Source organism: Archangium sp. (genome assembly GCF_057119385.1).
In genome coordinates this window covers 39,803-53,829 of sequence record NZ_DBNGVP010000183.1, presented here as the reverse complement: position 1 = coordinate 53,829, position 14,027 = coordinate 39,803, and the positions used below count along the sequence as shown (strand labels likewise).

The 14,027-nt window shown below is 68.0% G+C and carries 9 protein-coding genes; all 9 read right to left on the bottom strand.

Translation table 11 applies throughout. The annotated features are described in order from the left end of the window. Window positions 1-30: 30 nt before the first annotated feature. The gene (locus AC16DP_RS42935) at window positions 31-2,064 is read right to left on the bottom strand and encodes a hypothetical protein (RefSeq protein WP_329730416.1); all 2,034 of its coding nucleotides are present in this window, start codon (window positions 2,062-2,064) and stop codon (window positions 31-33) included. Beyond that, window positions 2,064-4,640 carry a hypothetical protein gene (locus AC16DP_RS42930; protein ID WP_329730417.1) on the bottom strand — a complete coding sequence of 859 codons (2,577 nt, stop codon included), beginning with the start codon at window positions 4,638-4,640 and terminating at the stop codon, window positions 2,064-2,066. The genes AC16DP_RS42935 and AC16DP_RS42930 overlap by 1 nt, the downstream gene beginning before the upstream one ends. A gap of 12 nt (window positions 4,641-4,652) precedes the next feature. Continuing rightward, on the bottom strand, window positions 4,653-6,131 hold the full coding sequence (locus AC16DP_RS42925) for a hypothetical protein (protein WP_329730418.1): 1,479 nt from the start codon (window positions 6,129-6,131) through the stop codon (window positions 4,653-4,655). After that, window positions 6,112-9,387 carry a DEAD/DEAH box helicase gene (locus AC16DP_RS42920; RefSeq protein ID WP_329730419.1) on the bottom strand — a complete coding sequence of 1,092 codons (3,276 nt, stop codon included), beginning with the start codon at window positions 9,385-9,387 and terminating at the stop codon, window positions 6,112-6,114. The genes AC16DP_RS42925 and AC16DP_RS42920 overlap by 20 nt, the downstream gene beginning before the upstream one ends. Next, entirely contained in the window at window positions 9,384-10,727 is a 1,344-nt protein-coding gene (locus AC16DP_RS42915; RefSeq protein ID WP_329730420.1) for a protein kinase domain-containing protein, read from the bottom strand. The genes AC16DP_RS42920 and AC16DP_RS42915 overlap by 4 nt, the downstream gene beginning before the upstream one ends. Then, on the bottom strand, window positions 10,724-11,419 hold the full coding sequence (locus AC16DP_RS42910) for a PP2C family serine/threonine-protein phosphatase (protein ID WP_483957057.1): 696 nt from the start codon (window positions 11,417-11,419) through the stop codon (window positions 10,724-10,726). Before AC16DP_RS42910 ends, AC16DP_RS42915 begins: the two co-directional genes overlap by 4 nt. 8 nt (window positions 11,420-11,427) lie before the next feature. Further along, window positions 11,428-12,084: a vWA domain-containing protein gene (locus AC16DP_RS42905; protein ID WP_329730422.1), complete on the bottom strand. Its 657-nt coding sequence runs from the start codon at window positions 12,082-12,084 to the stop codon at window positions 11,428-11,430. A gap of 223 nt (window positions 12,085-12,307) precedes the next feature. After that, window positions 12,308-12,601, bottom strand: coding sequence for a DUF4258 domain-containing protein (locus AC16DP_RS42900; RefSeq protein ID WP_329730459.1), 294 nt, complete (start codon window positions 12,599-12,601; stop codon window positions 12,308-12,310). Between the two features lie 152 nt (window positions 12,602-12,753). After that, window positions 12,754-14,004, bottom strand: coding sequence for a sigma-54-dependent transcriptional regulator (locus tag AC16DP_RS42895; protein WP_329730423.1), 1,251 nt, complete (start codon window positions 14,002-14,004; stop codon window positions 12,754-12,756). Window positions 14,005-14,027: the final 23 nt, after the last annotated feature.

Below are 14,027 nucleotides of genomic sequence, written 5' to 3'. Positions count from 1 at the left end.
CGGATACCCTCGACGAGACTCAGGGAGATGCTACCCGCGGCAGTGGGAGCACCCGCTTTGCGGACAGCGACTGCACCAGGTGCATCGGAATACGTGGGTCGATTCAGGGCCCCAGCAGGGCTCGGCCCAGAGATCTCGTCCGTAGTGCCGGTCCACCCATCTGGGAGGCAGCACATCTTCGTCAGGGGGCCGTCGGCATCCGGCGGGTTCCAGGACCGGGTACGCTGAGCGACACTCGCTTGAGCCACAAACGCGGAGTCCCCATTCCGACGAGCACTGCGTGCAGCGGCACCACCAGGACCACTGGTCCCAGCTCTCACCGCTCGCCGGCCTGGGCTCGAAGACACCCCGGCCTGTTTCGCAGACGGGACATCGAGTCCACGGCTCCAGCCGTTCCGCCTGGAGGCGCAGCTCCTCGAGATCATCGAGTGCGCGGAGTCTTCCCAGGTCAAATGCCCGGCGTGCCTTGTTGGCCTGCTGCTTCTCGCGTTCCAACTCGTCACGCCTGCGCGTGCACTCCTTCGAGAACCGCTGCTGCTCCGCTGCCTCCGGGGGCGAGATGATGGCGATGGTCTCTCCGTGGCGCTGTATCCACTGGGGAAGTGTCACGCCAGGGTCGGGGCGTACGACGGCCCGCAGCGGGTAGCCGGTGAGCCTGTGCGGGGCCTCCCAACCCCGGAGCATCCGGGCGACGCGCTCGACGGCATCCAGGCTCCACGGCGAAATGGGCTGCGCGCGAGGCCAGGCCCACCCCGCGAAGGCCCTGGTCGTTTCCTCCTCCACACCGTCCAGATCCTGCGGACGGCCGAGCGCGAGCACCACTGTGTCCACGGCATTTCCAGCATGTTCTCGGAGTTGGCTCCACAGGGCACGGGCCCAGTCCGGAGTCAGTGGTGCGAGCAGAGGGACGAGCCGGAGCGTGGCGTTCCTCAGCTCCAGGGTCATGGCGCCCTCGGAGCATCTCAGGCGGGCGTCACCCCATGGGCTCGAGAGTTCGACGACGGTGCAACGGGTGAGGACGGTGTCAGGTGGGGCCCGGTAACCGAGCTCGTGCAGGGCCCTGACCACCACGAGCTGCCCGAACGTTCCGAAGTGATGGCTCGCTGCTTGTCTCCGACGGCGGATCTCCTCACGTGTGGGGTGGGGCTCAGAGCCGTGCCGACCCCAGGCTCGCCAGAGCGCGGCGACCTTCCGGTAATGTGGGTCGCTCACGAGGATGTTCGTCGGCTGGAGGGCGCCGGGCACGGACTGATTGCGTGGGATCCTCTGGTACAGCGGGGAGTCGAGCAGGGCCTGGAGATCGCGTTCGAGCCGCTCGACGAGTCGGAGCGTCCGCTCCAGCTCGCGCATCATCACGTCGTCCGAGAAGTACCTCCCCCAGCGCGCGTAGAGACGGCGGCTCCGCCATCGGGAGCCCCGAGCCTCTTCACGGAAGTCGTTGCCCTCCTCGGCCATGCTCTTGAACCGGCTCAGCTCGTCCCGCCGCTTGCCCACCCAGCCGAGGAGGTTGTCCACGAGTCGGACCGCCACGCGGTTCTCGTAGAGGTTCCACTCGTCCTCGACCTGGGTAGCGAGGATTCGCGAGGGACGGATTCCCCGGAGAGTCCGGTGCTCCCAGTCCTCGGGGTGCGAGACCAGGGCGGCGGCCGCACGGGCCGGGGTACGGCGCGCCCGGCTCACCGGCAGCCGCTCCTCCTCGACGCGGAGGTGGAGTCGTGGCCGGTGACAGACGTGCTGCAGGTGCGCCAACTGCTGGATGGCCTCCTTCTCCAACGGGTGGAGTTGGGCCTTCTCATCGAGCTGGGGGACAAGCGGCAGGGTCTCCACCCACGTCATCCACGGTGCGCCGTCCAGCAGCGGTGCGGTGAGCCGTTCGAGCGCATGGAGATCGATGGCTTCGGGCCAATGACCGAGGAATGGCAGTTCCTCCAGTCCCTCCACGCCTCCCGGTACCAGCCGCGTCACCTGGGCATCGGGTCGCTCCTGGACATCGAAAAGGTCTGGCACCACGGGAGCCGGCGGAGCCGCCAGGTCGTGCCCGGAGATTCGCGAGCGGAATCGCATCAACCGAGCTCCTCGTCCTGCTTGGCCCGGAGTTCCCGATCGATGAGGCTCAACGAGCGCTCGGGTTGGCCATCGAAGCCCTTCCAACTCTTCTCCAGTTCCACTTGGAGCTCCTGGAGCGCTTTGGGACGCACGTCGTGCCGGTCCCGGAGCTTGCGCAGCACCTTGGTGTACAGCAGGTGGTCCATCGCCTCGCCCATGGTTCCACCCGCGGCCATCACGACGGGGACGAAGCGCTCCGCGTCACGTTCAAGCCGGTTGCCCCAGCCAAGCCGGAATCGCTTGTCCAGGAAGCCCGCGACGCCGTCCCGGGCCTGGAGCCACGTGCGGACCTTCTCCACTTCCGCTGCTTTGTCCCGACGGGCCGCGTCGAATGCCTGCACCAGCCCCTGATAAGACAGCGGCTCGCGCGGCGGTCGCTCCTTGACGGTGAACGAGTCCCGCTTGGGATCCCGGCGCGGCATCTCCATGATGTGGGCGCGGTCGTATGTCTTGTCGGCGAACTCGGTCGTTGTCTCGTCATGATTCGCGGTGCCCACGAACCAGACGTTCGGCGGGATGGGGAGGTGCCGTCCCTCCACCATCAAGCGGGGCGGCTCGGTGGCCGGATCATTGAGCAGTGTGAGCCGGCGCTTGTCCTCGGGCTGCTCAAGCGCTGAGAGGAAGTCCGCGAAGTACTGCTCCACGCGCGACAGGTTGATTTCATCCAGGATGATCAAGAAGGGGCGATCCGCGAAGGTCGGTGTCCCCGCGCGGTAGAGCGCCTGGAGGAAGTTCGTCGCGTAGTAGTGCCGGTGGAACGCGTTGAAGTAGCCGAGCAGATCCTGCCGATCGCGCCAGCCGGCCTGGACCTCCACGACCTCATGGCCATGCTTGTCGGCCCCCACCGCCTGGGAAAAGGCGAGAGGCAGGCTGGTCTTGCCGGTTCCGCTGATGCCCTGGAGTAGCAGCAGCCGGCTCATCGCCAGTCCGCCGAGGAAGCACCGGATGTCCCGCTCGCTGTAGTAGAGCGTCTTGTCCGGGTATTCCTTCGTCCGGAGGGCGACGGCGATGCGATCTCGCAGATCCGCCGCGAACTCCTTCAACGTTGGAGTGGACTGGCCGAGCGGACGCCAGGTGCGCAGGGGGCTCTGCCAGTCAGTGTTCCGGTCGATGGCGACCAGTGCCTCCATCGGGTTCCGCTTGTCATCCGCCTGGGTGTACTTCTTCACCTGGGCGTCCAGCTCGGCGATGGCGGCTTCCAGGAGCTTCTTGTTGGTCTCCAGCGCCTCCTTCTGCGAGCGGACGGTCTCCAACTCAACGGCGCCGATCCGCTGGCGGCCGATGCGTGCCTCCGCCTCGGCCAACTGCGACCGCAGCACGCTCCGCTCCTCAAGCCACGCCGACCGCTCCTTCTCCAACTCGGAGAGCCGCCGCGCCGATTGCTCGCCCAGACTCTCGCGAAGCTGGGAATGGAGCTCGGAGTTCTCTCGCTCCAGTTGTTGCAGGCGGTCGATGAGCTGCTGAGGATCCTTGCCGAGCCGCTGATCCACCTGCCGGCGAGACTCCAGGTCCTTCCAGTAACGGTCGCGGGCGGTCTCGGAGACCTTCAGCCGCTCGCGGAGTGCAGTGAGATCCGATTCCAGCTCGGCCACCTTTCCCGCGGCGAAGCGGGCGACCTTCGCATCGAACGCACGGCGATCCTCGTTGAGCAACTCCGTCTTCACGTGGAGTTCGGACTGCTCCGAGCGCAGGATCCGCTCCTTCGTCCGCAGATGCTCCTGGAGCGCTTGCAGTTCCTTGCGCTCCGCCTCGTTGTGCGCCCGTTGTCCTTCCCCCTCCGCCGCCAGTTGCGCCTGAGCCACCTTGCGCTCTTGCACGAGCTCCAACCGAAGCTCCTCCTGGGCCTGTTGCCTTCGCACGGCGAACTCCTTCTCGAAGCGTTGCCGCTCCGCCAGGAACTCCGCCGCCCGTGCCTCCGCTTCACGGCGCGCGCGCTCGTCGCGCTCGGCCATCCGCTTGCGCCAGTCCGCCTCGTCCGCGGACCGGCGAGCGTCCAGTGTGCTCTGGAGCTCGTCCAGCTCCTTGCGGAGTTCGGCAACCTGGGCATTCAGCCCCTCGACGATCCGTCGGCGCTCGGCGAGGAAGCCCTGCTCCGCGTTGCGTTCGCGCTCGGTGAGCAGGACTTCCTTGTCCAGCAATTGGCGCTCCTTCTCCGCCACTTCATTCAGCTTGCGCTTGTAGTGGTTCTCTTGTTGCTCGAGCCGGGTTTTCTGATCGCGGAATGCGCGGTCGCTCTCCTCGGCCTTCTTCTTCGCCTCCTTGGCCTTCTGTTCCGCTTGCTGGAACACGCCGTGCGCGCTCCAGGCCCGGCTGATCGCTTTCTGCAGCGTCATCCCCTCGGGAGGGGGCTCGATGTTGCTGGGGGGCTCGTCCGTCCCCAGGTCCGCTGCCTCCATCGTCAGCAGTTCGAGATCTTCCAGTTCGGGGGGCGTGGGCCGTGCCTCGACGGGCTGGGCGTCCGGGGCCGCGGGAGGCGGAGGGAGTGGCGTGGGTGCGGAAGCCGGCTCTTGCTTCTTGTCGTTGTGTTTCGCCATCGGAAGGTTTCCTCAATTCGGAAGCAGGTGCCGCACTGCCAGGTAGACGGTTTCGACGCACTCTCGGATCTGTTCAGGCCACTCCCGCGATGTGAGGGTGGGGCGCTGCCTCTCCGTTCCCTCATGCGCGGCCTTGTCCCGGATGGCCGCGAGGGCATCTAGCCGGTGCAGGAGATCGGGCACCTGATTCGCCGCGCGAGCCAACGGGTGTTTCGCGACGCCGGGCGTCCCGAGCAGTGCGAGGACGAGGAGCGGCCTCAAACTGCCGCTGCCGGACCGGTCCGCATGCTCCACCTTGCCGGCACGGACCCGGGCCAGCGAGGGGGGGAGTGGCGTCTGGAATCCCGTATCGGCGGCGAGCTGCTGGATGAGGAGCTCGTTCATCGCGATGGCGTTGGACAGGCGGGTCCGGCGCGGATGGGCCAGACAGAGCTCCTGGAACAGCCGCTCCGCGGCGCGTTGGGCCTTCACCGCGACATCATCCCACTTGTCATGCGGGGACCCGTCCAGTCCGGCCTCGAGCAACGTGCGCTGCATGGCGACCAATCGGTCGAAGAGCATGTCCCGCGTCCGGATGGCGAGGGTGAGCCGCTCCTCCACATCCCACGTCGCTTTTTCGGTCAGAGCCCGGAAGTCCTCCGACGCCGGGTCTCCTCCCGCGATGGCCGCGATCCACGGGCGGAGGCCGGACTGCACATCGAAGCGTCCCTCGACCCAGCGCCGCAGCCGTGGGCTGTCGCCGATTCCAAAGGGGTCGTCCATGTGCCAGTCCCCGCGCGCGTCGCGCCAAGCCCGCACCGCGAGCAGGTAGGGCGTAGGGGACTCCGACACCAACGAGACCCGCCGCACGTGCGGTGCGTCGGAGGCCTCGGGCTCGTTCTCCTCCCAGGCGTATTGCTTTCGATGGAGCCGGACGGCCTTGATGATGTCCTCCGCCCTGGGGCGGTGTATGTGCAGGGCCTCATTGCCGCGGGGGAGCACGGCGTAGGCATCGTCCCGGTGCGGGTTTCCCACGCTGCCGGACAGGAGCACGGGGTAGCCCGCCGCATTGGATTCGACATCCGCATGCGGGAGCTCACCCGTGTGGAATCGGGGCCACACCTCACCCGTGAATGGGTCCGTGAAGGTCCACCCCACGACCTGCTCTCCAAGCGGTTCACTCTCCTCGTCTTCCAGGGCGTGCACCCCTTGGGGCGTGAGGTGGCCCCGATGGTCCAACCAACCGTTTCCGTCGAGTTCCAACAGGACGCGGGCGGCGAGCTCCGTGCCGATGTGCAGCGCCGCGCCGATGTCCTCGGCCCGCGTCTTGCCCGCGCGGCAGAGGTTCAGGACGGCCCTCTGGAACAGGTTCAGCTTGCGCTCACGGGCTTGGGGCGCGACGACACGCCAGGCCCAGACCGGCCAGAGAAGCCAGCGAGGCTTCCCACTGTACTCCACGAAGGGGAGGGGGAAGCGGAGCACCGAGACCGTTTCAAGGGAGAACGACGCCATGGGGGCCCTCGCACATGGTCAAGAACTCGCGCAGCGGAAGCAGCGGCTCCGCATCGCGAATGAAATCCCGGTCGCCAGCGACGACCAGGAGCCGGTGCTGCCGGCTCATTCCCACGCACAACCGGTTGTCCAGGAGCAAGTGTCCGTATTTCCGCCGGAGCTGCTCGTCCGTCTCCGCGGGGAACTCATTGCTTCGGGTGACGGAGAGGAAGACGACGTCGAACTCCTTGCCCTGGAATGCATCCACAGTCCCCACTCGCAGCCGCTCGACGAACTCGCCGTGGTGATTCTCCGTGCGGCGCCACGCATCCGCGATGCGCCATCCTCCACTGTTCGTGGGCTCGGCCAGACCCTCGTGCACCAGCGCCTCGCCGATCTCGTCCACCTGGGCGGAGTAGAAGGTGATGATCCCGAAGGTGAGCCGTGGATCCACTTCGATCAGCCGACGGAGCTCTCTCGCAATGCGCCGGGCCTCGGACGGGCGTGATTTGCTCTGTCCGCGTCGCTCCCACCGGCCGGGTCCGCCCGGGACATCGAGCCAGGCCGCCACACAAGGCTGCTTTCCTTTCATGTACCCGGGCAGCGTGTGGGCGAAGTCCTCCGGCTTTCCGCCCGAAGAGACACATCCATCTCCCCAGCGCTCGTAGAACATCCGGCTCACGAAATCTCCGAGCACCGGGTGCATGCGGAACTGCATGTCGAGGGTGACGGTCCTCGGAATGCCGTCTTGGTCCTCGAGCTGTTTCAGGAGGAGCCACAGCCGCTCGAAAAGGCTGTGCTTGAGCGCATCCTGGGCTTCCCGGGCGATGTCTCCTTTCTCCACGGCGGAGGCCAGTTCACGTTCTACATCGGGCTCAAGCATGTGAGGCAGCTGCCGGTGGTCACCCACGAGAACCACACGCCGTCTGGCCATGCTCATGGGGATGAACAGGTCGAGCGGGTTGGCCCGTGCCGCCTCGTCCACGATGACCGATTCGAAGGTGACCGAGCCCACGTCGATGCCACGGGCGAGCTGCATGGGGCGGCCGGCGGCCTGCTGGCAGGTGGCTGCCAGTACCACCGTGTAGTGCTCCAGGGCCTGCTGGACGGCCAGAGGATCGTTCTCGAGATCCTCCAGGTACGCGGCCAGTGCCGAGTCCTCTCCTGAAGCGGACTGCTGCCGTTGGCGCTCCACGGTGTTGATGACGTCGATGAGCAGCGCCTGCGTCTGCTCGTCGAGCGTCGGGACCGTTGGGGCGGGAGGGGTGAGCAGGCGATCCTCCAGGGCCTCCTTCAGGGTCTGGCCCTCCTCCAACCAAGAGGGAGCAGAGGGCTCGGTCCACTCGGCGCAGCGGCGGAGGAAATCGGCCTCCGCCGGAGAGAGCACGGACTCCAGCCGGAGCAGGGCCTTGCGGGCCTTCGCGGGGCCATCGTCCTCGAAAGTCACCGCGTCCACCCGGATGCCTTTCGCCGCCGCCAGGCGCAGCTCGTGTTCTTCGAGATCGCCCTGGGTGACCGGGCGGGTCAGCTCGGCGATTCGCGTCTGGAGGCGATCGTGAAGCTTTGGCGGAAGGAGCTCTCCGAGCACGTCCTCCAGCTCCCGCAGGTGCCTGGCCATCTCCTCGGGGGCAACGGGCGCGCGCAGACAGGCCACCGCGATCCGGCGGGCACGCAGGTTGCGCTCGGATTCGGGGGCTTCACGCAGCTTGGCGCGGAGCCGCTCGATGCGATCCACCCGGAACTTCTCGACGGCATCGATGACGGCGCCGTCGTCCCCCCGCCGGGAGCCGACCTTCACCGGGGGCAGGCCGAAGACCTCGCTCCGCTGGACCACGTTCTCCACTGCGTCGTGTTGGGTACTGCTGACGAGGATCCGGTGCGACACCTCCTCCCCCTTTTCCGCCAGCTCCGCCAGCCGGCGCTGGAGCGCGGCGATGACCTTCGTCTTCCCCGTTCCAGGGGGGCCCTGGATCACCGCGATGTCCGGCGTGTTCAGCGCCACGTTGAGCGCCTCCCTCTGCCGTCCGGTGGGTTTCCCGCCAAAGGCCTGCAGCACGGCGGGGCTCTCTGCGGAGCGGCGCCTGAAGTAGGGCTGTGTCGCGGGGCGCCCCTCCAACAGGAGACCGAGCCGGGGCATGGGGCTGGTGCCCGTCCGTAGCTTCTGTTCGGCCGTCTCGCGTCGCTTCAGGCGTGTGCGGTCGCCAGCGAGCGACAGGTAGAGGAAGCCGCGAGGAGGTGGGAGGGGCTGATCCTCATCGTCCTCGGGAGCCCGGAGGTCCAGACGTCGCTGCGTCGTGTCCAGCCAGGAGAGGGGTGCGGAGAGGCGGCGCTGTCCCCGCTCCTTTCCCACGGAGCTCTCCAGGTTGTCCCAGGTCGGCGGCCTCTCCCCCGCCTCCAACTCGAAGCGGTCCGAATCAAGGAGGGTGGCCAACCGACTCTCCAATTCATCCACGTTCGCGAGGACGAAGCGCCAGCCCCCATCACGGCGCTGCTCGCAACGATCGTAGGGAATGGCGCCCACTGCGCGGGCCCGGCGCAGGATCGCCTCCCGCTCCAACTCGTTGTACGTGGTCCAGATGCGCAGGTAGCTGTCGTCCGCGCGGACCGCCTCCTCCAGCGCGTGGCGAGCTCCCGAGGCGAGTTCCGCCGTCGAGGACAGGTCCGTGAAGGACAAGGGCGCACACAGCAGTTGGAGCACTGCCGCGTCCATCCGGCCACCTTTGATCACGCGCTGCACGCGGAGCCGGTCATCCTGCCGCCGCACGTCGACGCTGATGTTGTTCCCGAAGATGCGAAACGCATCATCCGCGCCTTGGGGACCCCCGGAAATCACCGCCCGCCGGTAGGAAAGGCCACCCGTATCCAGTAGGAGCCGCTGCTCCAGCCACTGTGCCACCTCGGGCACGCCGCCGCCCACGCGGAACCGGACCCGGAGTTCCTCCAGCGCGGCGTCATCGATGCCGATGGTGATGGGCGTGCCGAAGCGGAGCTCGCGGGTGAATGCGTGGAGCTGCACGGTCACCTGCTCCGGGCTGGTGTGGGCGGCCCAGGCGACCATCGGGAGGTTGCCGCTGAGGTGCGTCAGCAGGGCCTCGTGCCTGCGTGAATCCACGCCGGTCACAGGCCACAGGTACTCGCGCCAGCGGAGCACCACCTCGTCGACCGTCTGCTGCAGCTCGACCTCCCCGCGCCGCGCCAACACGGGGTCGAATCGTCCAGTGACGGGTTTCACCTCGACCGAGCTGATGAGCCCGCCCCGAAGCTCGTCCACCCTCATCGGGCACCTCCAGAGATCACCGCCACCCGGTGCGGAGTGTCCACGGCGTCGAAATGCACCACCCAGCTCCGTTCCGGAGGCTCCAGGGGAAGGATGCGGCCCCGGCCGGAGATGGGCATGGCGTCCGCCACCTCCGCCTTGCCCGGTGGCGTCACCCAGATGGGGGCGGCATGTGAGCGCACCAGCACGCCGCGCTCCCGGCGCTCGAGGGTGAGCTCCACGGCGCGCGCACGGATCCCGGACTCACCCCGCGTGTGCCGCCGGGTCAATGGCACCGGCTCCCCAGCCATGGGCAGCCGAGCCACGGTCCCCATTGCCTCGACGATGCCGCGTTGGGGCTCCCAACGGTGGAGCCGCACGGACACCAGAGGGGGACGCGCGGTGTTGCACCAGGGGCATGTTTGGGCGGTCACGAAGAATGACTGCTGGCAGGAGGTGCAGCGGACCGTCTGGTCGGCCGCGAGGTGGAGACGCTCCACCCACCTGGCCACCCCCGGCCGCTTCAGGATGTCCTGCACGCTGTCCTCGAAGGTCTCGCGTGCCAGCGCGTGGAGTTGGGTGCCGAGCGCTTGGTCGCGTGCGATGCCGTGACTGGACCGATTGCGCTCGTCGGTGGAGTGATCCACCCAGGGGACACGTGCGGCGAAGGCGTCCTCCTCCAGTTCCGGCTCTCCCTCCATCACGAAGTCACCGCAGAATGGATGGATGAGCGTGAGCGTGTGGAACGCGAGCACCGCGAAGGACCAAGCATCGGACAACGAGCTCGGGCCCCGCGTACCCGAGACGAGCTCGGGCGCGCCGTACCCGGGGGTGTAGATGGCGCCCGCGAGATCACTGTCGTACCGGAGGTTGTCCAGGTCGATGAGCCAAGCCTCGGTCGCTTCGGCGGGGCCGGAGACGAAGACGTTGTTGTGCGAGATGTCGCCGTAGATGAGCCCGCGCGCATGCAGGCCGGCCAGGGCTTCTCCGGCATGGGCGAGCAGCCGCAAGCGGCGCTGGAGCCCGCCGGTGTCCAGGTACCAGCGCTCCACCGGCGAACCTCGCGGGGGCGCGATCAGCTGCCGGATGGGGACCATGTCCGAGAGGAACTCCGCCACGTAGCCCACGTCGGGCGGGCGGAGCAGGCTGAGCGGGCGCGCGACGTGCAGGTCGCGCACGTCCAGCCGCTTCACGAAGGCGATCTGCCGTCGGAGCCCCTCGCGATCCCTCGTGCGCGAGAAGAGCTTCACGATCTGCCGTCCGTTCCGGGTGAGCCACACGGCCCCCTGGGCCCCCTCTCCCAGGCGCTGGTCCAGCCCGTGGAGGGTTCCGTTCTCGTCGGTGACCACACGTTCGCTCATCGTGCTTCCCCCCACAGGAGGACGACCGTCTTGTCGTCGAGGTGTTTGGGCACGGGCCAGTCACGAAGCGCCCGTGCCAACCCCCGGCCCGGCTGCTGTCCGGGGGCGATATCCTCCAGGAGCCAATCCACGAAACCGGACCGCTTCTCCGGGAGCAGATCGTCCGAGACCCCATCGGAAGCCAGGAGGAGCGCCATTCCGTCGTTCAGCGGTCCCACCGGCTCCATGAGCCAGTCACGAAGCCCATGGGGAGTTCCGAGCGCTCGCGTCATCGAGCCGAAGGTAGAGCGCTCGGGTGTGAGTGCCCGGAAGGAGCCCGGGCCCTCGCGGACGCCGATGAGCCCGTCGCCGAGTTGAAGCGCCACGCCCGTTCCGTCCGGTCTGAGCGCGCAGACTAGGCACGTGGTGGCCGCGTCCTCTGGAGGAATCAGCCCGAGCCGGAGGCGCCAGAAGACCTCAATGAGCCGCACCAGATCCTCGGCGCTCCCTTGGGGGGCGGCGGCCCAGTGGCGCCAGGCGCTCCGGCAGGCGGCGACCGCCGCACGCGCGCCCTCCCGGGCCGCGGAGCGGCTGCCCATTCCATCAGCCACCACCGCGAGGGCGCTCCTGTCCCGGATACGTGCGTACCATGCGTCCTGATTGGGCTCTCCGGCCCGTGCGTGCGCGGGACCGCGGACGGAGGCTCCCACCATCCGGAGGCTCAAAGGTCCCATTCCTCCGCGGCGTCCACGTTGGGCGCGACGTTCGGGTTGGCGCTGCGGGAGCGGCTGGTGACGCTCATGGTGACCAGCCGGAAGAATTGACGGATCTGGCGCGCTTCGTCCGCTCGGAAGACCCGGGCCTGGGGATCGTGCAGGAAGGCGGAGAGCACCTCCATGTCCGCATCCGCGCCGATTCCCAGCGCCATGCGGAACGCCTTGCCTCCGCGCTCGCTGGCCAGTAGCTCATCCAGCGGCGCCTTCCAGTCATCTGTCGGCTGCCCATCCGAGAGGAGGACCAGGGTCGGCCGGTAGGACCTGCCAGGGATGGCGTTCCGATCCTCCACCAGCTGCTTCGCGGCCCGGAACGCGGCGCCCATGGGCGTGTCTCCCGCGGCGGGATGATCCGTCCAGACCGCGTTCGCCGCCGTGGCCAGAGGGACATGCTGGCGGACCGTGCCCTTGCCGAACGTCATCACCGCGACGTGGATTTCGGCGCGGAGATCGTCCTCGTCCTTGAAGGACTCCAGCATTTCCCTCAGGGACTGGTTCAGGGATTGGATCTTGCCGTCTGTGTTCATGCTGCCACTCACGTCGGCCAGCACGATCACGGGAAGTGGTCTCGCGTTGGGGACGGTCAGCTCCTTGAGCTTGCTCATGGGAGACTCCGGACTTCGGGGAGGAGGTGTGGAAGGGCGGGGCGCGGCGCTCGGGGACGGCGGACGTGGCGCCGGGGCGCGTCTGGGCTGGCGGGGGGCTGCGTCGGTGGGTGGGGAGGCGGCGGGTGGGGAGCGGGAACGCGGCCGGTAGTTGTCCGCGACGTACCGGCTGATGATGTCCTCGTAATACTTGGCGAACCCCATGCCATGTCCCTCCCCGTGCTCAGGCCGGCCGCCGCTGTACGCGGTCCCGCCATGCCGCCGGCTTGCGGTTTCGATACACCGTCAGCACGCGACCCGCGGGTGTGCAGACTACCTGAACGCCCTCGAAACCAGAGAGGTCCACTCCCCGCTCGGCCCAGTAGCGGCGCTCGCGCCAACCGAGGGTGAAGATCTCCGCGCCCCGGGTCCGGCGGCTTCGTCCGTAGGTCAGGGCCGCCTCGATGGCGGTCGTGGGAATGCACCGGGTCCGGCTCCGCTGCAGCGCGTGGTAGGTCATGACCTCCGTCACATCCATGGCGGACACCTCCTCGTCCGGTCGTGACCGGCACAAGGAGGTGCAGAGCGAGCCGCGTGCCACGCGAGGTGGACGAGGTCAGGCTCAAGGATTCCAGGAGGTTGGAGGTCGACGCGGCCCTTCCTCGGTGCCCAGGGCCTTCGCGGGCGGAATCAACCTTCCGGTGTTCCGGAAGGGTCCTTCCGGGCCCAGGTGCGGAGGGTCCTCTCTCCTACGTCCGCCACCCGGTCGATGGGTAGTTGGCGCTCCTTCGATACCCGCCGGAGCTCCGTGGCGAGGTACTTGCGGAGGTCAGCGAACAACTCCTCGGTCTGGATGGGACCCCGCTCGAGAAGAGGTTCTGGGAGCGGGCGGCCCTCGGCGAAGGCCCGGGCCATCATCCGGGAGGATTCTTCCGAGGGTGCCGCCGGGGCCTCCAGTGCCTCGAGCGCGTAGCTGACGGCCTCGGTCGGAGGCAGAGGCCAGCGGTCATCCGCCCGGGCCGCGAGGAACCGCCAAGCCACCCGGAAGAGATCGCGGATGTTGCCGGGCAGCGGGTGCGTCCGGAGTACCGCGAGCAGCCGGGTGCGCTCCTTCTCCGGCAGGGAGGCATACCGGCGATTCACCTGGGCGCGCCGTGCCGCCCCCATCAGCACCGCGTCCCACATCCAGTCGAGTTCCTCGGGAATGTCGCGGAGCGGGGGCAGGCGCAGCTCGAAGGCGCGGACGCGATCGAGGAAGTCTGGATCGATGCGCCGGGCCAGTTCGAGGGCCGGGAGGTTCGTCGCGGTAATCAAGCGGAAGTTCGTTTTCTCGAACTCGGTGGAGCCCAGTCGCTGGAACCTGCCTTCCTCGACGGCCTTGATGAGCAGGCGCTGGAGATCGTGGGAGATGTCGCCCAACTCATCCAGGAAGAGCGTGTCTCCATCCGCGGTGTGCAGCAGTCCTTCGCGATCTCGGTCCGCGCCCGTGAAGGCGCCCTTGCGGTACCCGAAGAGCTCGGTGCGCATGGTTTCGCTCGTATACTGGCCGCATGCGATGGCGGGCCAAGCCTCGTCCAGGGCTGCCTTGCGGTAGGGGCTGGCCGCGCGGATCCACGCCGCGAGCGTGGTCTTGCCGGTGCCACGCTCGCCCAGGATCAGGACCGGGACCTTCAAGGCGGCGACACGCTGCGCTTCACGGAAGACCCGAATCAGTGCCTCGGAGCGGAAGTGGGCCGGGTCCCACCGGATGACCTCGTCCTGCGTCGAAGCCGTGCGCGGCCGCGTTTCTTGATAGCGCTTGTAGAACGTGTCGATTCCGACATGCACTGGGCTCACCAGGGATCTGCCCTGGTGACGATCTTCCTGCCGGAACGACTTCACGAGCCGGAAGGGCGCATCGATGAACCCCGTCTCGGCCATCAACACCCAGACGGTGTGCATGGAGGGGGTTCCAGGAGAGACGT